The sequence below is a fragment of the Streptomyces griseoaurantiacus genome, from assembly GCF_036189845.1.
GTDB classification, from domain to species: Bacteria; Actinomycetota; Actinomycetes; order Streptomycetales; family Streptomycetaceae; genus Streptomyces; species Streptomyces griseoaurantiacus.
Map to the genome: position 1 here is coordinate 4348831 of NZ_CP108326.1, position 20325 is coordinate 4369155.

At 67.9% G+C, this 20325-nt stretch carries 12 protein-coding genes; all 12 read left to right on the top strand.

Translation table 11 applies throughout. The annotated features are described in order from the left end of the window. Positions 1 to 56 precede the first annotated feature (56 nt). The 12 genes from rplA (at position 57) to OHB09_RS19470 (ending at position 20254) form a co-directional block, all read left to right on the top strand. Positions 57 to 782 (top strand): 50S ribosomal protein L1, encoded by a 726-nt coding sequence (gene rplA / locus OHB09_RS19415; protein WP_006140932.1) that lies wholly within the window; start codon positions 57 to 59, stop codon positions 780 to 782. A 211-nt stretch (positions 783 to 993) separates the two neighbouring features. Beyond that, on the top strand, positions 994 to 1848 hold the full coding sequence (locus tag OHB09_RS19420; RefSeq protein ID WP_328922311.1) for an LppX_LprAFG lipoprotein: 855 nt from the start codon (positions 994 to 996) through the stop codon (positions 1846 to 1848). A 305-nt stretch (positions 1849 to 2153) separates the two neighbouring features. Next, positions 2154 to 2684 carry a 50S ribosomal protein L10 gene (gene rplJ / locus OHB09_RS19425; protein ID WP_006140930.1) on the top strand — a complete coding sequence of 177 codons (531 nt, stop codon included), beginning with the start codon at positions 2154 to 2156 and terminating at the stop codon, positions 2682 to 2684. A gap of 114 nt (positions 2685 to 2798) precedes the next feature. After that, a complete protein-coding gene (gene rplL, locus OHB09_RS19430) occupies positions 2799 to 3188 on the top strand; it encodes a 50S ribosomal protein L7/L12 (protein WP_006140929.1) in 390 nt (129 codons plus the stop codon). Positions 3189 to 3863: 675 nt separating this feature from the next. After that, complete coding sequence (gene rpoB / locus OHB09_RS19435) at positions 3864 to 7349, top strand: DNA-directed RNA polymerase subunit beta (protein WP_006140928.1); 3486 nt, start codon at positions 3864 to 3866, stop codon at positions 7347 to 7349. A gap of 97 nt (positions 7350 to 7446) precedes the next feature. After that, positions 7447 to 11352: a DNA-directed RNA polymerase subunit beta' gene (locus tag OHB09_RS19440; RefSeq protein WP_006140927.1), complete on the top strand. Its 3906-nt coding sequence runs from the start codon at positions 7447 to 7449 to the stop codon at positions 11350 to 11352. Between the two features lie 252 nt (positions 11353 to 11604). Continuing rightward, entirely contained in the window at positions 11605 to 12072 is a 468-nt protein-coding gene (locus tag OHB09_RS19445) for a DUF1707 and DUF4190 domain-containing protein (RefSeq protein WP_040895600.1), read from the top strand. Between the two features lie 399 nt (positions 12073 to 12471). Continuing rightward, on the top strand, positions 12472 to 12843 hold the full coding sequence (gene rpsL, locus OHB09_RS19450) for a 30S ribosomal protein S12 (RefSeq protein ID WP_003948652.1): 372 nt from the start codon (positions 12472 to 12474) through the stop codon (positions 12841 to 12843). Positions 12844 to 12845: 2 nt separating this feature from the next. Next, positions 12846 to 13316: a 30S ribosomal protein S7 gene (rpsG, locus tag OHB09_RS19455; RefSeq protein WP_003992340.1), complete on the top strand. Its 471-nt coding sequence runs from the start codon at positions 12846 to 12848 to the stop codon at positions 13314 to 13316. A gap of 39 nt (positions 13317 to 13355) precedes the next feature. After that, complete coding sequence (gene fusA / locus OHB09_RS19460) at positions 13356 to 15482, top strand: elongation factor G (protein ID WP_006140925.1); 2127 nt, start codon at positions 13356 to 13358, stop codon at positions 15480 to 15482. A 145-nt stretch (positions 15483 to 15627) separates the two neighbouring features. Next, on the top strand, positions 15628 to 16821 hold the full coding sequence (gene tuf / locus OHB09_RS19465; RefSeq protein WP_006140924.1) for an elongation factor Tu: 1194 nt from the start codon (positions 15628 to 15630) through the stop codon (positions 16819 to 16821). Positions 16822 to 17050: 229 nt separating this feature from the next. Next, a complete protein-coding gene (locus tag OHB09_RS19470) occupies positions 17051 to 20254 on the top strand; it encodes a glycosyl hydrolase 115 family protein (protein ID WP_328922312.1) in 3204 nt (1067 codons plus the stop codon). Positions 20255 to 20325 lie beyond the last annotated feature (71 nt).

A 20325-nucleotide genomic window follows, 5' to 3' on the forward strand; every position in this document is an offset into this window, starting at 1 on the left:
CGTGGAAGGGCCTGCTCGGCCCGTACCACGACTCCTCAAACCACACAGGAGCAGTTGTGAGCAAGCGCAGCAAGGCTCTCCGCGCTGCGGACGCCAAGATCGACCGGGACAAGCTGTACGCCCCGCTCGAGGCCGTCCGTCTCGCCAAGGAGACCTCCACCTCGAAGTTCGACGGCACCGTCGAGGTCGCCTTCCGCCTGGGTGTCGACCCGCGCAAGGCGGACCAGATGGTCCGTGGCACCGTGAACCTCCCGCACGGCACCGGCAAGACCGCCCGGGTCCTGGTCTTCGCGACCGGTGACCGTGCCGAGGCCGCGCGTGCCGCGGGCGCCGACATCGTCGGCTCCGACGAGCTCATCGACGAGGTGTCCAAGGGACGCCTGGACTTCGACGCCGTCGTCGCCACCCCGGACCTCATGGGCAAGGTCGGCCGCCTCGGCCGCGTGCTCGGTCCCCGTGGTCTGATGCCGAACCCGAAGACCGGCACCGTCACCCCGGACGTCGTGAAGGCCGTCAACGAGATCAAGGGCGGCAAGATCGAGTTCCGCGTCGACAAGCACTCGAACCTGCACTTCATCATCGGCAAGGCGTCCTTCGACGACACCAAGCTGGTGGAGAACTACGGCGCGGCGCTGGAGGAGATCCTCCGTCTGAAGCCGTCCGCCGCCAAGGGCCGGTACATCAAGAAGGCCGCCCTGAGCACCACGATGGGCCCGGGCATCCAGCTCGACCCGAACCGCACCCGCAACCTCCTCGTCGAGGAGGACCCGGCCGCGGTCTGAGCCTCCGGCTCGCCCCAGCGGTAGTCCGACGGGCCCCGCACCTTCGCAGGTGCGGGGCCCGTCGTTTTTTTCTCGCGAGGGGGCACTGGCGTAAATGCGGGGCGGAGCGGATCCGTCTGGTGGAAAATCGTAAAACCATTCGAACTTTCCAGGACGATCCTGCGTCTTGCCCGTGTGTGAGCCATCGGTCGCCTGTGCCCCTGGGGGAAACATGAACAAGAAGTCCTTACGTCTGCCCGTCGGCGCGGCGCTGGCCGCGCTGCTGGCCGCGGGAGCGGTGAGCTGCGGCAAGGGGGAGGACGCGGACAGGTCCCCCGCCATGAGCCCGGCCGCGGCCGTGGCCAAGGTCGCGAAGAAGTCCGAGCGGATCACGTCCATGCGCTACCGCATGAAGGGTGACTTCCCGGGGCAGGGCCGCATCGAGGCGGAGGCCAGCATGCGGATGAAGCCCGAGACCGCGATGAGCATGAAGATGTTCCTGCCCGGCCGGACCGACCTGCCCATGGAGGTCCGGCTCATCGACAAGGCCATCTATGTCGATGGGGGTGCTGATGCCGCCAAGGAGATGGACGGCAAGAACTGGATCAAGTTCGATCTCTCCGGGACGGATGCCGGGAAGCAGTTGGATCAGATGGGCGGACTGGGCGCGGCCTCCCAGGCCGACCAGAACCCGGCGGCCCAGTCGAACATCCTCGCCGGTGCCGACGACGTGAAGAAGGTCGGCACCGCGACCGTCGACGGCGTCAGGACGACGCACTACCGGGGCACCATCGCCGTGGACGACATGGACGAGTCGGCCTTCACGAAGAGCGGGGTGACCGAGGAGCAGCGCCGCAAGGCCGTCGAGCAGTACCGGAAGATGGGCGTCGACGAACTCACCATGGACATGTGGGTCGGCGGCGACGACCGGATGAAGCAGTTCCGCGTGCGGAGTGACGCCGACAAGGGGCCGATGGACATGACCTTCACGGTCCTCGACTACAACAAGCCCGTGAACGTCACCGCCCCGCCGGCCGGGAAGACCGCCGACCTGGCCGAGATGCTGAAGGGGCTCCAGGACGCCTGAGGGACGCTCCGAGCCGCAGAACGGGGCGGATTTGCCTGGCGCCGCCCCGTTCGCGTACGCTTCCGAGGAAGCCAAAGACCGCTGGTCGTTGCCGTGCGCTCGTGAGAGGGCGCGGTGGCCGAAGGATCCGCTGAACAGCGGACGACCCGCGCAGGTGTCAGTGGATTGCTCCCGGGATCGTTCCGTGTGAACGGTACGCCTCCGGTCGAGCCACGCCCCGTGCATCTGTGCCGGGGCGTTTCGTTTTTCCCAGTCCTCCTTCGGGTCCGCGCGGTCCGAATCACCCGGAAGGAGGCCGAGGCTCTATGGCGAGGCCCGACAAGGCTGCCGCGGTTGCCGAGCTGACGGACCAGTTCCGCAACTCGAGCGCTGCCGTGCTGACCGAGTACCGCGGTCTCACCGTGGCGCAGCTCAAGACGCTGCGTCGTTCGCTCGGTGAGAACGCCCAGTACGCCGTGGTGAAGAACACGCTGACCAAGATTGCGGCCAACGAGGCCGGGATCACGACGCTTGACGACCTCTTCAACGGTCCGACGGCAGTCGCCTTCGTCACCGGTGACCCGGTGGAGTCGGCGAAGGGTCTTCGTGACTTCGCCAAGGAAAACCCCAACCTCGTCATCAAGGGCGGTGTCCTTGACGGCAAGGCGCTGTCCGCCGACGAGATCAAGAAGCTTGCGGACCTCGAGTCCCGCGAGGTTCTGCTCTCCAAGCTGGCCGGTGCCTTCAAGGCGAAGCAGTCCCAGGCTGCCTCCGTCTTCCAGGCGCTGCCCTCGAAGCTCGTCCGCACCGTGGACGCGCTCCGTGCCAAGCAGGACGAGCAGGGCGGTGCCGAGTAACTCGGCTCGCACCCCGGTCGCCGCTGCCTGAACGCGGGGACCGTCGCGGGCCAGACGTACGCCCGCCTCACATGTACATCCGGCACCTGCCGAATTAGTGGAAGGACCGCCATCATGGCGAAGCTCAGCCAGGACGAGCTGCTCGAGCAGTTCGAGGGAATGACCCTCATCGAGCTCTCCGAGTTCGTGAAGGCCTTCGAGGAGAAGTTCGACGTCACCGCCGCCGCGGCCGCCCCGGTCGTCGTCGCGGGTGGTGCCGCCGGTGGCGCCGCCGCCGAGGCCGCCGAGGAGAAGGACGAGTTCGACGTCGTCCTCACCGGCGCCGGTGACAAGAAGATCCAGGTCATCAAGGTCGTGCGTGAGCTGACCTCCCTCGGCCTGAAGGAGGCCAAGGACCTGGTCGACGGTGCGCCGAAGCCGGTTCTGGAGAAGGTCACCAAGGAGGCCGCGGACAAGGCGAAGGAGTCCCTCGAGGGCGCCGGCGCTTCGGTCGAGGTCAAGTAAGACCTCACCCGCGTTCTTCGGAAGGCCCGTGTGGAGCAGTGGCTCCACACGGGCCTTCCGTGTTCCCCGGAGGCCCCCGGGAGCCCCGGAAGAGGGTCTCTCGCGCCGGGGTGTAACGCCCGCGACCCCATGAGCGATCATCCAATCGGGTGGTCGCTCAACGGCATTCCGAGGCGCCGGCGACGGCCGCCTTGCGCCCCGGTCCCCGGGGAGTAGGGTGATCTTCGTCGTGCCTCCGGGCGCCCTTCGGTGCCCGCTGCACATGACGACGGCAGCAACCGGTTTGGGCAAGGGGGGCCTTGACGAACCGCACGCAGCGCGCAATTCTCAGGACGCGTCGTCACAACGATCCGAATCCGAGGCATGGATCGGCGACGAAGAGGGCAGTATCGATGTGCATCGAGGGCGTGGCTTGCCGCAGGTGTTGAGGAACAACGAGGGCCTTCCAGCGCCCGTAGAACCGCACTGGACATCAGTGTGCCAAGTGGCTACACTGTCCCTTTGCGCTGCCTGTTAGCTGCCTCCTGCCCGTCACCAGGAGCATGCCCTCATTCGAGCCCGGCGACTGGATGTCCCTGACCTGGCCTTTTGGCCGACCTCAGGAACCCCTGTCCCGGTGTCCGGTGAGGTACCGGGACGCGCGTAGTGAGTCCGAGCCCTCGGAAGGACCCCCTCTTGGCCGCCTCGCGCAATGCCTCGACCGCGAATACGAACAACGCTGCCAGCACCGCCCCGCTGCGCATCTCCTTTGCAAAGATCAAGGAGCCCCTCGAGGTTCCGAACCTTCTCGCGCTGCAAACCGAGAGCTTTGACTGGCTGCTCGGCAACGACGCCTGGAAGGCTCGCGTCGAGTCGGCTCTCGAGTCCGGTCAGGACGTCCCCACCAAGTCCGGTCTGGAGGAGATCTTCGAGGAGATCTCCCCGATCGAGGACTTCTCCGGGTCGATGTCGCTGACCTTCCGCGACCACCGCTTCGAGCCGCCGAAGAACAGCATCGACGAGTGCAAGGAGCGCGACTTCACGTTCGCCGCCCCGCTCTTCGTCACCGCCGAGTTCACCAACAACGAGACCGGCGAGATCAAGTCCCAGACCGTCTTCATGGGCGACTTCCCGCTCATGACGAACAAGGGCACCTTCGTCATCAACGGCACCGAGCGTGTCGTGGTGTCGCAGCTGGTCCGTTCGCCGGGCGTCTACTTCGACTCCTCCATCGACAAGACCTCCGACAAGGACATCTTCTCCGCGAAGATCATCCCGTCCCGGGGTGCCTGGCTGGAGATGGAGATCGACAAGCGCGACATGGTCGGTGTCCGCATCGACCGCAAGCGCAAGCAGTCCGTCACCGTCCTCCTGAAGGCGCTCGGCTGGACCACCGAGCAGATCCTCGAGGAGTTCGGCGAGTACGAGTCCATGCGCGCCACCCTGGAGAAGGACCACACCCAGGGCCAGGACGACGCGCTGCTCGACATCTACCGCAAGCTGCGTCCGGGCGAGCCCCCCACCCGTGAGGCCGCGCAGACGCTGCTCGAGAACCTCTACTTCAACCCCAAGCGCTACGACCTGGCCAAGGTCGGCCGCTACAAGGTCAACAAGAAGCTGGGCGCCGACGCGCCGCTGGACGCGGGCATCCTGACCGTCGAGGACATCATCTCGACGATCAAGTACCTCGTGCAGCTGCACGCCGGTGAGACCGAGACCGTCGGGGACAACGGCCAGCCGGTCGTCGTCGAGACCGACGACATCGACCACTTCGGCAACCGCCGTCTGCGCAGCGTCGGCGAGCTCATCCAGAACCAGGTCCGCACGGGTCTGGCGAGGATGGAGCGCGTCGTGCGCGAGCGCATGACGACCCAGGACGTCGAGGCGATCACGCCGCAGACCCTGATCAACATCCGGCCGGTCGTCGCCTCCATCAAGGAGTTCTTCGGCACCAGCCAGCTCTCGCAGTTCATGGACCAGAACAACCCGCTGTCGGGTCTGACGCACAAGCGTCGTCTCTCGGCGCTGGGTCCCGGTGGTCTGTCCCGTGAGCGGGCCGGCTTCGAGGTCCGTGACGTGCACCCCTCGCACTACGGCCGCATGTGCCCGATCGAGACGCCCGAAGGCCCGAACATCGGTCTGATCGGCTCGCTCGCCTCCTACGGCCGGGTCAACGCCTTCGGCTTCGTCGAGACGCCGTACCGCAAGGTCGTCGACGGCCAGGTCACGGACGACGTGGACTACCTGACCGCCGACGAGGAGGACCGCTTCGTCATCGCGCAGGCCAACGCCACGCTCACCGACGACCTGCGGTTCGCCGAGACCCGCGTCCTGGTGCGCCGCCGCGGCGGCGAGGTCGACTACGTCGCGGGTGACGACGTGGACTACATGGACGTCTCGCCGCGCCAGATGGTGTCGGTCGCGACCGCCATGATCCCGTTCCTGGAGCACGACGACGCCAACCGTGCCCTCATGGGCGCGAACATGATGCGTCAGGCCGTGCCGCTCATCAAGAGCGAGGCCCCGCTCGTCGGCACCGGCATGGAGTACCGCTCCGCCGTCGACGCCGGTGACGTGGTCAAGGCCGAGAAGGACGGTGTGGTCCAGGAGGTCTCCGCGGACTACATCACCACGACCAACGACGACGGCACGTACATCACGTACCGCCTGGCCAAGTTCTCCCGGTCCAACCAGGGCACCTCGGTCAACCAGAAGGTCATCGTCAACGAGGGCGACCGTGTCATCGCGGGCCAGGTGCTCGCCGACGGCCCGGCCACCCAGAACGGCGAGATGGCGCTCGGCAAGAACCTGCTCGTCGCGTTCATGCCGTGGGAGGGTCACAACTACGAGGACGCGATCATCCTGTCGCAGCGCCTCGTGCAGGACGACGTCCTCTCCTCGATCCACATCGAGGAGCACGAGGTCGACGCCCGTGACACCAAGCTCGGCCCCGAGGAGATCACCCGGGACATCCCGAACGTCTCCGAGGAGGTCCTCGCCGACCTCGACGAGCGCGGCATCATCCGTATCGGTGCCGAGGTCGTCGCCGGCGACATCCTGGTCGGCAAGGTCACGCCCAAGGGTGAGACCGAGCTGACCCCGGAGGAGCGCCTGCTGCGCGCCATCTTCGGCGAGAAGGCGCGTGAGGTCCGTGACACCTCGCTGAAGGTCCCGCACGGCGAGATCGGCAAGGTCATCGGTGTGCGCCTCTTCGACCGCGAGGAGGGTGACGAGCTGCCCCCGGGCGTGAACCAGCTCGTCCGCGTCTACGTGGCCCAGAAGCGCAAGATCACCGACGGTGACAAGCTCGCCGGCCGTCACGGCAACAAGGGCGTCATCTCCAAGATCCTGCCGATCGAGGACATGCCGTTCCTGGAGGACGGCACCCCGGTCGACATCATCCTCAACCCCCTCGGCGTCCCGTCCCGCATGAACCCGGGACAGGTCCTGGAGATCCACCTCGGCTGGCTGGCCAGCCGCGGCTGGGACGTCTCCGGTCTCGCGGAGGAGTGGGCGCAGCGGCTCCAGGGCATCGGCGCCGACAACGTCCAGCCCGGCACCAACGTCGCCACCCCGGTGTTCGACGGTGCCCGCGAGGACGAGCTGGCGGGTCTGCTCCAGCACACCATCCCCAACCGGGACGGCGAGCGCATGGTGCAGCCCACCGGCAAGGCGAGGCTGTTCGACGGCCGCTCCGGCGAGCCGTTCCCGGCGCCGATCTCGGTCGGCTACATGTACATCCTCAAGCTCCACCACCTGGTCGACGACAAGCTGCACGCCCGTTCGACCGGCCCGTACTCGATGATCACCCAGCAGCCGCTGGGTGGTAAGGCCCAGTTCGGTGGCCAGCGCTTCGGTGAGATGGAGGTGTGGGCGCTGGAGGCGTACGGCGCCGCTTACGCCCTCCAGGAGCTGCTGACCATCAAGTCCGACGACGTCACCGGCCGCGTGAAGGTCTACGAGGCCATCGTCAAGGGCGAGAACATCCCCGAGCCCGGCATCCCCGAGTCCTTCAAGGTGCTCATCAAGGAGATGCAGTCCCTGTGCCTCAACGTGGAGGTGCTGTCCAGCGACGGCATGTCCATCGAGATGCGCGACACCGACGAGGACGTCTTCCGCGCGGCGGAGGAGCTCGGCATCGACCTGTCCCGGCGCGAGCCGAGCAGCGTCGAAGAGGTCTGACGGGAGTCAGGCGGGGCCTCCTGACCGGAGGCCCCGCCGATCCCGCGACCCCCGTTTCAGACCACAGACTTACAACCCTGAGAGGGATTGACGCATAGTGCTCGACGTCAACTTCTTCGATGAGCTCCGGATCGGCCTGGCCACCGCTGACGACATCCGTCAGTGGAGCCACGGCGAGGTCAAGAAGCCCGAGACCATCAACTACCGCACCCTCAAGCCGGAAAAGGACGGGCTCTTCTGCGAGAAGATCTTCGGCCCCACCCGGGACTGGGAGTGCTACTGCGGCAAGTACAAGCGCGTCCGCTTCAAGGGCATCATCTGTGAGCGCTGTGGCGTCGAGGTCACGCGCGCCAAGGTGCGCCGTGAGCGGATGGGCCACATCGAACTGGCCGCCCCCGTCACGCACATCTGGTACTTCAAGGGTGTCCCGAGCCGGCTGGGCTACCTGCTCGACCTGGCCCCCAAGGACCTCGAGAAGGTCATCTACTTCGCGGCGTACATGATCACGTACGTCGACGAGGAGCGCCGCACCCGCGACCTGCCCTCGCTGGAGGCCCACGTCTCCGTCGAGCGCCAGCAGATCGAGAACCGCCGTGACTCCGACCTCGAGGCCCGCGCCAAGAAGCTCGAGACCGACCTGGCCGAGCTGGAGGCCGAGGGTGCCAAGGCCGACGTGCGCCGCAAGGTGCGCGAGGGTGCCGAGCGCGAGATGAAGCAGCTGCGCGACCGCGCGCAGCGCGAGATCGACCGCCTCGACGAGGTGTGGACCCGGTTCAAGAACCTCAAGGTCCAGGACCTCGAGGGCGACGAGCTGCTCTATCGCGAGCTGCGCGACCGCTTCGGCACCTACTTCGACGGCTCGATGGGTGCCGCGGCGCTGCAGAAGCGCCTGGAGTCCTTCGACCTCGACGAGGAGGCCGAGAAGCTCCGCGAGATCATCCGCACCGGCAAGGGCCAGAAGAAGACCCGTGCCCTGAAGCGGCTGAAGGTCGTCTCCGCGTTCCTGCAGACCTCCAACAGCCCCAAGGGCATGGTCCTGGACTGCGTCCCGGTCATCCCGCCGGACCTGCGTCCGATGGTGCAGCTGGACGGTGGCCGCTTCGCGACCTCCGACCTGAACGACCTGTACCGCCGTGTCATCAACCGCAACAACCGCCTGAAGCGGCTTCTCGACCTCGGCGCGCCCGAGATCATCGTGAACAACGAGAAGCGCATGCTCCAGGAGGCCGTCGACGCGCTCTTCGACAACGGCCGCCGCGGCCGCCCGGTCACGGGCCCCGGCAACCGTCCGCTGAAGTCGCTGTCCGACATGCTCAAGGGCAAGCAGGGCCGCTTCCGTCAGAACCTGCTCGGCAAGCGAGTCGACTACTCGGCGCGTTCCGTCATCGTCGTCGGCCCGCAGCTCAAGCTGCACCAGTGCGGTCTGCCGAAGGCCATGGCGCTGGAGCTCTTCAAGCCGTTCGTGATGAAGCGCCTGGTGGACCTGAACCACGCGCAGAACATCAAGTCGGCGAAGCGCATGGTCGAGCGCGGCCGCACCGTGGTGTACGACGTCCTCGAAGAGGTCATCGCCGAGCACCCGGTGCTGCTGAACCGTGCGCCCACCCTGCACCGCCTCGGCATCCAGGCCTTCGAGCCGCAGCTCGTCGAGGGCAAGGCCATCCAGATCCACCCGCTCGTCTGCACCGCCTTCAACGCGGACTTCGACGGTGACCAGATGGCCGTGCACCTTCCGCTGTCCGCGGAGGCGCAGGCCGAGGCCCGCATCCTGATGCTGTCCTCGAACAACATCCTCAAGCCCGCCGACGGCCGTCCGGTGACGATGCCGACCCAGGACATGGTCCTCGGTCTGTTCTTCCTCACCACCGACGGCGAGATGCGGGACACCAAGGGCGAGGGGCGTGCCTTCGGCTCCACGGCCGAGGCGACGATGGCCTTCGACGCCGGTGAGCTCGCGCTCCAGTCGCCGATCGACATCCGCTTCCCGGTGGGCACCATCCCGCCGCGCGGCTGGACCCCGCCGGCCACCGAGGACGAGGCCGACGCCGCCGACTGGCAGCCCGGCGACCCGTTCCGGCTGCGGACGACCCTGGGCCGCGCGCTCTTCAACGAGCTGCTGCCCGAGGACTACCCGTTCGTCGACTACTCGGTGGGCAAGAAGCAGCTCGGCGAGATCGTCAACGACCTGGCCGAGCGCTACCCCAAGGTCATCGTGGCGGCGACGCTCGACAACCTGAAGGCGGCGGGCTTCTACTGGGGCACCCGCTCCGGCGTCACCGTGGCCATCTCCGACGTCGTCGTTCCCGAGGCGAAGAAGGAGATCGTCAAGGGCTACGAGGCGCAGGACGAGAAGGTCCAGAAGCAGTACGAGCGCGGTCTGATCACCAAGGAAGAGCGCACGCAGGAGCTCATCGCGATCTGGACCAAGGCGACCAACGAGGTCGCCGAGGCGATGAACGCGAACTTCCCGAAGACGAACCCCATCTTCATGATGGTCGACTCGGGTGCGCGCGGGAACATGATGCAGATGCGTCAGATCGCCGGTATGCGTGGTCTGGTGTCCAACGCCAAGAACGAGACGATCCCGCGTCCCATCAAGGCGTCCTTCCGTGAGGGCCTGTCCGTGCTGGAGTACTTCATCTCCACGCACGGTGCCCGTAAGGGTCTGGCGGACACCGCCCTGCGTACGGCCGACTCGGGTTACCTCACCCGTCGTCTGGTCGACGTCTCGCAGGACGTCATCATCCGCGAGGAGGACTGCGGCACCGACCGCGGTCTGCGCCTCAAGATCGCCGAGCGCGGTGCGGACGGTGCGCTGACCAAGACGGAGGACGTCGAGACGTCCGTGTACGCGCGCTGCCTCGCCGAGGACATCGTCGTCGACGGCAAGGTGCTGGCCCCCGCCGGCACCGACCTGGGCGACGTCCTGATCGAGGAGCTCGTCAAGCACGGCGTCGAGGAGGTCAAGACCCGCTCGGTCCTGACCTGTGAGTCCGCCGTCGGCACCTGCGCCATGTGCTACGGCCGCTCGCTGGCCACCGGCAAGCTGGTCGACATCGGTGAGGCGGTCGGCATCATCGCCGCCCAGTCCATCGGTGAGCCCGGCACCCAGCTGACGATGCGTACCTTCCACACCGGTGGTGTGGCCGGTGACGACATCACGCAGGGTCTGCCGCGTGTCGTCGAGCTCTTCGAGGCCCGTACCCCGAAGGGTGTCGCCCCGATCTCCGAGGCCGCCGGCCGCGTGCGGATCGAGGAGACCGAGAAGACGAAGAAGATCGTCGTCACCCCGGACGACGGCAGCGACGAGACGGCGTTCCCGATCTCCAAGCGTGCCCGTCTGCTGGTCTCCGAGGGCGACCACGTCGACGTGGGCCAGAAGCTCACCGTGGGTGCCACCAACCCGCACGACGTGCTGCGCATCCTCGGCCAGCGCGCGGTCCAGGTCCACCTGGTCGGCGAGGTCCAGAAGGTCTACAACTCGCAGGGCGTGTCGATCCACGACAAGCACATCGAGATCATCATCCGGCAGATGCTCCGCCGGGTGACGATCATCGAGTCCGGCGACGCGGAACTGCTGCCGGGCGAGCTCGTCGAGCGCGGCAAGTTCGAGACCGAGAACCGTCGTGTGGTCCAGGAGGGCGGTCACCCGGCCTCCGGTCGTCCGCAGCTGATGGGTATCACCAAGGCCTCGCTGGCGACGGAGTCCTGGCTGTCGGCCGCCTCCTTCCAGGAGACGACCAGGGTCCTGACGGACGCGGCGATCAACGCCAAGTCCGACAGCCTGATCGGCCTCAAGGAGAACGTCATCATCGGTAAGCTCATCCCGGCCGGTACGGGTCTGTCCCGCTACCGCAACATCCGGGTCGAGCCGACCGAGGAGGCGAAGGCGGCGATGTACTCGGCCGTCGGTTACGACGACATCGACTACTCGCCGTTCGGCACCGGCTCCGGCCAGGCGGTGCCGCTGGAGGACTACGACTACGGTCCGTACAACCAGTAGGCGGCAGGTCCCTCGGGATCAGCAGCAGCGGGCGGGCGGTCACCCTTCGGGGTGGCCGCCCGTCGGCGTGCGCGGCCCCCTCACGCGCCCTAGGGGGTCTCCGGGACCTTCTTCCCGGCAGGAGGGAACCATCGCGCTTCCGGGCGCGTTTGGAGATGATGGAGGCGTTACTGCCGCCGGGGGAGGTATTCCGTGACGTACCCGACACCGTGGCAGCCGTGGAGCGGGCAGAACGCGCAGCACGGCTCGTCGATGCTCGCGTCCCACGCCGATCGCGAACGGGCCGTGGACGTGCTCAGAGCGGGCTTCAGCGAGGGCCGGCTGCAGCAGGCGGAGCTGGAGAAGCGCGTCGCGCGGGCCTACGAGGCGCGCACGGTGGGGGAGCTGGGACTCCTCGTCGCCGATCTGCCGCAGGGGCCGATGCCCGTGCAGCCCGCCGTGACACCCGTACCGCGCACCTTCCTGCCGGCGCCGGTGCCGCCGCGCAACAACGGCAAGGCCGTGGGCTCCCTGGTGTGCGGCATCCTGACCACGATGACGGCGGGGCTGACCGGCATCCCCGCGGTGGTGCTGGGCCACACGGCCCGCAGCGAGATACGCCGTACCGGCGAGGGGGGCGACGGCTTCGCGGTCGCCGGGCTGATCCTGGGCTGGCTGTCGATCGCGGGCTGGGCCGTGTTCCTGCTCTTCGTCATCGTGGCGGCGTCGACCTACCCGTGACCGGGCGGCTCGGTGCCCTCCGCGCCCTCCGTGTCTCCCTGCCCCCCCCGTGACCCCGTGACCCCGTGACCACCGCGCGTCCCCGCGCACTCTCGCGCGGGAGGCGGGCACACCCTGCCTCGACCGGCGGAATCCGGGTCCCCCGAGCAGGTGGCCGGGGGCCGCGGCGGAGTTGTTTTGACCGCAGCCAATGAGGTAGGTACGCTCATACCTTGTGCCTGGGGTGTGCCCTGGCCCTCGTGCGTGCCTGCACCCGTACGGGGAGCCGTCACCGGCCACCGCAATCTGCGCCTTTTCTGCCTCGCGGCGGGGATCTGCAGTATTCGACACACCCGACCGCGTGGGTCGGAGATGTTCCAGGTTAGCTGTACCCATCGGCACACAGAAACCGGAGAAGTAGTGCCTACGATCCAGCAGCTGGTCCGGAAGGGCCGGCAGGACAAGGTCGAGAAGAACAAGACGCCCGCACTCGAGGGTTCGCCCCAGCGTCGCGGCGTCTGCACGCGTGTGTTCACGACCACCCCGAAGAAGCCGAACTCGGCCCTGCGTAAGGTCGCGCGTGTGCGTCTGACCAGCGGCATCGAGGTCACCGCTTACATTCCGGGTGAGGGACACAACCTGCAGGAGCACTCCATCGTGCTCGTGCGTGGTGGCCGTGTGAAGGACCTGCCGGGTGTTCGCTACAAGATCATCCGCGGTTCCCTCGACACCCAGGGTGTCAAGAACCGCAAGCAGGCCCGCAGCCGCTACGGCGCCAAGAAGGAGAAGTAAGAATGCCTCGTAAGGGCCCCGCCCCGAAGCGTCCGGTCATCATCGACCCGGTCTACGGCTCTCCTCTGGTGACCTCGCTGATCAACAAGGTGCTGCTGAACGGCAAGCGCTCCACCGCCGAGCGCATCGTCTACGGCGCCATGGAGGGTCTGCGTGAGAAGACGGGCAACGACCCGATCATCACGCTGAAGCGCGCGCTGGAGAACATCAAGCCGACCCTCGAGGTCAAGTCCCGCCGTGTCGGTGGCGCCACGTACCAGGTGCCGATCGAGGTCAAGCCCGGTCGCGCCAACACGCTCGCGCTGCGCTGGCTGGTCGGTTACTCCCGCGCCCGTCGCGAGAAGACCATGACCGAGCGCCTGCTCAACGAGCTCCTCGACGCCTCCAACGGCCTCGGTGCCGCGGTGAAGAAGCGCGAGGACACGCACAAGATGGCCGAGTCCAACAAGGCCTTCGCGCACTACCGCTGGTAGTCGCTACCCACATCGAGACCGAGAGAAGACTGAAGCCTTATGGCTACCACTTCACTTGACCTGGCCAAGGTCCGCAACATCGGGATCATGGCCCACATCGACGCGGGCAAGACGACCACCACTGAGCGGATCCTGTTCTACACCGGCGTTTCGTACAAGATCGGTGAGGTCCACGACGGCGCCGCCACGATGGACTGGATGGAGCAGGAGCAGGAGCGTGGCATCACAATCACGTCTGCTGCGACCACCTGTCACTGGCCGCTCGAGGACAACGACTACACCATCAACATCATCGACACCCCGGGGCACGTCGACTTCACCGTCGAGGTGGAGCGCTCCCTGCGCGTGCTCGACGGTGCCGTGACGGTGTTCGACGGTGTCGCCGGTGTCGAGCCGCAGTCCGAGACGGTGTGGCGTCAGGCCGACCGTTACGGCGTGCCCCGCATCTGCTTCGTGAACAAGCTGGACCGTACCGGCGCCGAGTTCCACCGCTGCGTGGACATGATCTCGGACCGCCTGGGCGCCCAGCCGCTGGTCATGCAGCTCCCGATCGGTGCCGAGGCCGACTTCAAGGGCGTCGTGGACCTGGTCCGCATGAAGGCGCTCGTGTGGTCCGCCGAGGCGGCCAAGGGCGAGATGTACGACACCGTCGACATCCCGGCCAGCCACACCGAGGCCGCCGAGGAGTGGCGCGGCAAGCTGGTCGAGGCCGTCGCCGAGAACGACGAAGAGATGATGGAGCTGTACCTGGAGGGCCAGGAGCCCACCGAGGAGCAGCTGTACGCGGCGATCCGCCGCATCACCATCGCCTCCGGCAAGTCCAGCGACACCACGGTCACCCCGGTGTTCTGCGGTACCGCGTTCAAGAACAAGGGCGTCCAGCCCCTGCTCGACGCGGTCGTGCGCTACCTGCCGACCCCCCTCGACGTCGAGGCCATCGAGGGCCACGACGTCAAGGACCCCGAGGTCGTCGTCAAGCGCAAGCCGTCCGAGGACGAGCCGCTGTCGGCCCTCGCGTTCAAGATCATGAGCGACCCGCACCTCGGCAAGCTCACCTTCGTCCGCGTGTACTCCGGCCGTCTGCAGTCCGGCACCGCTGTGCTGAACTCGGTCAAGGGCCGCAAGGAGCGCATCGGCAAGATCTACCGCATGCACGCCAACAAGCGTGAGGAGATCGAGTCGGTGGGCGCCGGCGACATCGTCGCCGTCATGGGCCTGAAGCAGACCACCACCGGTGAGACGCTCGCGGACGAGAAGAACCCGGTGATCCTGGAGTCCATGGACTTCCCGGCGCCGGTCATCGAGGTCGCGATCGAGCCCAAGTCCAAGGGCGACCAGGAGAAGCTGGGTGTCGCCATCCAGCGTCTCGCGGAGGAGGACCCCTCCTTCCAGGTGCACACCAACGAGGAGACCGGCCAGACCGTCATCGGCGGTATGGGCGAGCTTCACCTCGAGGTGCTGGTCGACCGGATGCGGCGCGAGTTCAAGGTCGAGGCCAACGTCGGCAAGCCGCAGGTCGCGTACCGTGAGACGATCCGCAAGGCCGTCGAGCGCGTGGACTACACCCACAAGAAGCAGACCGGTGGTACCGGTCAGTTCGCCAAGGTGCAGATCGCGATCGAGCCGATCGAGGGCGGCGACGCCTCGTACGAGTTCGTGAACAAGGTCACCGGTGGCCGCATCCCGAAGGAGTACATCCCTTCGGTGGACGCCGGTGCGCAGGAGGCCATGCAGTTCGGCATCCTGGCCGGCTACGAGATGACGGGCGTCCGCGTCACGCTCATCGACGGTGGCTACCACGAGGTCGACTCCTCCGAGCTCGCCTTCAAGATCGCCGGTTCGCAGGCGTTCAAGGAGGCCGCGCGCAAGGCCAGCCCCGTGCTGCTCGAGCCGATGATGGCCGTCGAGGTCACCACGCCCGAGGACTACATGGGCGACGTGATCGGCGACATCAACTCCCGCCGTGGCCAGATCCAGGCCATGGAGGAGCGTGCCGGCGCCCGCGTCGTCAAGGGCCTGGTTCCGCTGTCGGAGATGTTCGGCTACGTCGGCGACCTCCGCAGCAAGACGTCGGGTCGCGCGAGCTACTCGATGCAGTTCGACTCCTACGCCGAGGTTCCCCGGAACGTCGCCGAGGAGATCATCGCGAAGGCCAAGGGCGAGTAACGCACCCCGTTCCAACGCTTTAGGCTTGACACCGACCGCCGGGATTCGACCGGTGAGGGAGAATCCCGGCGGGCGGCACCCCAGCAAAGATCATCCTGGCGCCGATGAGTAAGGCGTACCAGAACCACTCCACAGGAGGACCCCAGTGGCGAAGGCGAAGTTCGAGCGGACTAAGCCGCACGTCAACATCGGCACCATCGGTCACATCGACCACGGTAAGACGACCCTCACGGCCGCCATTACCAAGGTGCTGCACGACGCGTACCCGGACCTGAACGAGGCCTCGGCCTTCGACCAGATCGACAAGGCTCCTGAGGAGCGCCAGCGCGGTATCACCATCTCCATCGCGCACGTCGAGTACCAGACCGAGTCGCGTCACTACGCCCACGTCGACTGCCCCGGTCACGCGGACTACATCAAGAACATGATCACCGGTGCGGCGCAGATGGACGGCGCCATCCTGGTGGTCGCCGCCACCGACGGCCCGATGCCGCAGACCAAGGAGCACGTGCTCCTGGCCCGCCAGGTCGGCGTGCCGTACATCGTGGTCGCCCTGAACAAGGCCGACATGGTGGACGACGAGGAGATCCTGGAGCTCGTCGAGCTCGAGGTCCGTGAGCTCCTCTCCGAGTACGAGTTCCCGGGCGACGACGTTCCCGTCGTCAAGGTCTCCGCGCTGAAGGCCCTCGAGGGCGACGCGGAGTGGGGCAAGTCCGTCCTCGACCTGATGAAGGCCGTCGACGAGGCCATCCCGCAGCCCGAGCGCGACGTCGACAAGCCGTTCCTGATGCCGATCGAGGACGTCTTCACCATCACCGGTCGCGGTACGGTCGTCACCGGCCGCATCGAGCGTGGTGTCCTCAAGGTCAACGAGACCGTCGACATCGTCGGCATCAAGCAGGAGAAGACCTCCACCACGGTCACCGGTATCGAGATGTTCCGGAAGCTGCTGGACGAGGGTCAGGCCGGTGAGAACGTCGGTCTGCTGCTCCGCGGCATCAAGCGCGAGGACGTCGAGCGCGGCCAGGTCATCATCAAGCCGGGCTCGGTCACCCCGCACACCGAGTTCGAGGCGCAGGCCTACATTCTGTCCAAGGACGAGGGTGGCCGCCACACGCCGTTCTTCAACAACTACCGCCCGCAGTTCTACTTCCGTACGACGGACGTGACCGGCGTCGTGACCCTCCCCGAGGGCACCGAGATGGTCATGCCGGGTGACAACACCGAGATGAAGGTGGAGCTCATCCAGCCCGTCGCCATGGAGGAGGGCCTCAAGTTCGCCATCCGTGAGGGTGGCCGGACCGTCGGCGCCGGCCAGGTCACCAAGATCGTCAAGTAACTCTTGACGGCCTCGGCCTGGTAGCTCCGCTGCGAGCACCTATGAGGGCCCGCACGACTTCGGTCGTGCGGGCCTTCGCGTTGTCCGGACCCGTTCGGCCGCTCCCGGGGGCTCTCCGTCCTCGAAAAACTTTCGTTACGGACGGCCTATTGTTTCGGGGAATTCTCCGAACCATGATGTGGCGCGGTCGTGATCGTGTGCTCGCGGCCCGTGACGGACGGAGGAGCGCATGGACAGGCATGCAGACCGGGGGCCGAGCCGCAGGGCCGTGGTGGGGGCGGGAGCGGGCGGCGCGCTGGGCCTCGGTCTGGTCGGCGGGATGCCGGGCCTGTCCGGTACGGCACGGGCCCGGTCCGCGACGGAGGGCGGCGGCGAGCGGCTGCGGCCTACGGACCCCGGCGCCTATGTCTCCTTCACTCCCAAGCCCGGCGCACTCGCCCTCGTGCGCGCCGGGCACGCGCTGCCGATCGCCGTCGACAGCGGCGACCACCCCGGTGTGCTGCGGGTCGCGGGCGACCTCCGGGACGACGTCGAGCGCGTCACCGGCACCCGCCCCGCCCTGGTGAGGACCGGCGGGGGCAGGCGGCCCGCCGCCCGCGAACTCGTCGTCCTCGGCACCCTCGGCCGCAGCGCCCTCGTCGACGACCTGGTGGCGCGCGGGAAGCTGGACGTCGGCGGCGTCGAGGGCAGGTGGGAGACCTCGCTGCAGACGATCGTCGAGCACCCGTTCCCCGGCGTGGACCGCGCCTTCGTGATCGCGGGCAGCGACCGGCGCGGCACCGTCTTCGGCGCCTACGACGTCAGCCTCGGCATCGGCGTCTCGCCCTGGTACTGGTGGGACGACGTCAGGCCGGTGCACCGCGAGGCCCTGTACGTCCTGCCCGGCCGGCACACCCAGGGCACCCCCGCCGTGAAGTACCGCGGCGTCTTCCTCAACGACGAGAACCCCGCGCTCGGCACCTGGGCCCCCGGCCACTTCGGCCCCGGCAAGGCCGAGGGGCACGAGGGCGGCTTCAACGCCGACTTCTACGCCAGGGTCTTCGAGCTGCTGCTCCGGCTGAAGGCGAACTACCTGTGGCCGGCCGTGTGGGGCCGCGCCTTCGCCGAGGACGACCCGGAGAACCACGCCCGCGCCACCCGGTACGGCATCGTCATGGGCACCTCCCACGAGGCGCCCATGATGCGCGGCATCGAGGAGTGGAACCGGCACGCGGTGGCCGCCGTCCGCGACAAGGACGGCACGATCGTCACCCCCGGGCACGACCCGTACGGGGGAACCGGCGAGTGGTCCTTCCGCAACAACGCCGAGGCGCTGAAGAAGTACTGGGCGGACGGCATCCGGCGGATGGTCGAGCAGGACTTCGAGGGCGTGGTCACCCTCGGCATGCGCGGCAACGGCGACACCGGCCTGCCCGACGGCGACGGCATCGACCTGATGCGGGAGATCATCGCCACCCAGCGGAAGATCCTCGCCGACGTCACCGGCAAGGACGTCACGACGATCCCCCAGGTGTGGACGCTCTACAAGGAGGTCCAGCGCTACTGGGACCGCGGCCTGCGTGCCCCCGAGGACGTGACCGTCGTCCTCACCGACGACAACTGGGGCAACATCCGCAAGCACCCCGACCCCGCGGAGCCCGCCCGTCCCGGCGGATACGGGCTGTACTACCACTTCGACTACGTGGGCGTGGGCCGCAACTACAAGTGGGTCGACACCACCTCCCTGCCGAACATGTGGGACCAGCTCCGCCAGGCGGTCGCCTACGGCAACCACGGACTGTGGGTCACCAATACGGGTGATCTCAAGGGCAACGAACTGCCCACCCAGTTCTTCCTCGACTACGCCTGGAACCCCGACCGCTGGGACCTCGACGCACTCCCCGAGTGGGAGCGCCGCTACGCCCGGCAGAACTTCGGCGAGGCCCAGGCCGGCGAGATCGCCTCGATCCTCGCCGAGTACGCGCGGCTCCAGTCGCTGCGCAAGCCCGAACTGCTCAACCGCAGGATCACCCTCGACCCGGACAAGGACCCCACCGAGGACGAGTCCGCGATCGTCTACGACGACCGGGCCACCCCCTTCTCGCTCACCGAGCACCGCGAGCTCGAACGCGTCACCGCCCGGTGGCGGCGGCTCGCCGAGCGGGCGGAGAAGGCCGCCCGGCGGCTGCCCGGGGCCGACCAGGACGCCTTCTTCGAACTCGTCGGCTACGAGGTCCTGGCCACCGCCAACCTCTACGCGCTGCGCGAGGCCGAGTTCACCAACCTGCTCTACGCCGCGCAGGGCCGGGCCGCCACCAACGACCTGGCGAGCAGTGCGGAGGCCCGGCTGAAGGACGACTTCGCCCTCCAGGACCGCTTCAACACCCGGGTGGCGGGCGGCAAGTGGAAGGGCTTCCAGACCCAGCCGCACATCGACTACGGCGACGTCGAACGGTACGGGCCCAACGCGCCCTGGCAGCAGCCGGAGCTGAACAACGTGGCCATCCCCGACGTGCTCTTCCCCGCGGTCCGGCGCGTCGAGCCGCCGGACCGGGCGGAGCCCGCGGTGGCCGTCGACGGCTCCGCCGACTGGTGGCCGCACTCCGCGGAGCGGGCCGTACTGCCCGAGTTCAGCCCCCACCAGACCCGCCCCGACCAGTACATCGAGGTCTTCAACCGGGGCCGCCGGGCCTTCGACTACCGCGTCACGACCTCCGCCCGCTGGCTGCGCGTCGACCGGCCGCACGGCCGCGTCGAGCAGCAGGTGCGCCTGACCGTGTCGGTCGACTGGGCGAAGGCGCCGGAGGGCAGGAGCGAGGCGGAGCTCGTGGTGCACGGACCCGGCGGCCGGATCACCACCGTCACCGCCGTGGCCCGCCGGCCCGACCGGGACACCGCCCGCGCGCTGCGCGGCTTCGTCGAGGCGGGCGGGTACGTGGCGATCGACGCCGAGCACCACAGCCGCGCGGTCGGCGCGCACGGGGTGGGCTGGCAGCGCGTGGACGGCATCGGCCGCGACGTCGCGGGCATGACACCGGTGCCGGTCACGGCCGCGCCGCGGACCCCCGGCGGGAACGCGCCCCGCCTGGAGTACGAGGTCGGCCTGCTGACGCCGGGCGAGGTCACCGTGTGGGCGTACCTGTCACCGCGCAACCCGGCCCTGGCCCACGCGGGACTGCGGTACGCGGTGTCCTTCGACGAGGACGCCCCGCAGACCGTGGACGTCATCGGCTCCACCGGCGCGGACGACGGGCTCATGAACAAGCAGTGGGCCCGCCACACCTCGGACAACGTCAACCGCACCGCCACTCGCCACACGATCGGGTCGGCCGGTGTGCACCGCCTGACCTTCTGGATGGTCGACCCGACCGTCGTCCTGCAACGCCTGCTGATCGACACCGGCGGGCTGCGGCCGACGTATCTGGGCCCCCCGGAGAGCAGAAGGCTGCGCTGAGGCGCACGCCCCACGCGCCCACGGACACACCCCCCACCTCCCCGTTTCTCCCTTCCGCAGAGAGGCACACC

Coding starts and splice junctions, on each gene's coding strand:
- fusA (WP_006140925.1), top strand. CDS start 13,356: ATGGCTACCACTTCACTTGACCTGGCCAAGGTCCGCAACATCGGGATC.
- OHB09_RS19470 (WP_328922312.1), top strand. CDS start 17,051: ATGGACAGGCATGCAGACCGGGGGCCGAGCCGCAGGGCCGTGGTGGGG.
- rplJ (WP_006140930.1), top strand. CDS start 2,154: ATGGCGAGGCCCGACAAGGCTGCCGCGGTTGCCGAGCTGACGGACCAG.
- OHB09_RS19445 (WP_040895600.1), top strand. CDS start 11,605: ATGCTCGCGTCCCACGCCGATCGCGAACGGGCCGTGGACGTGCTCAGA.
- OHB09_RS19420 (WP_328922311.1), top strand. CDS start 994: ATGAACAAGAAGTCCTTACGTCTGCCCGTCGGCGCGGCGCTGGCCGCG.
- rpsG (WP_003992340.1), top strand. CDS start 12,846: ATGCCTCGTAAGGGCCCCGCCCCGAAGCGTCCGGTCATCATCGACCCG.
- rplL (WP_006140929.1), top strand. CDS start 2,799: ATGGCGAAGCTCAGCCAGGACGAGCTGCTCGAGCAGTTCGAGGGAATG.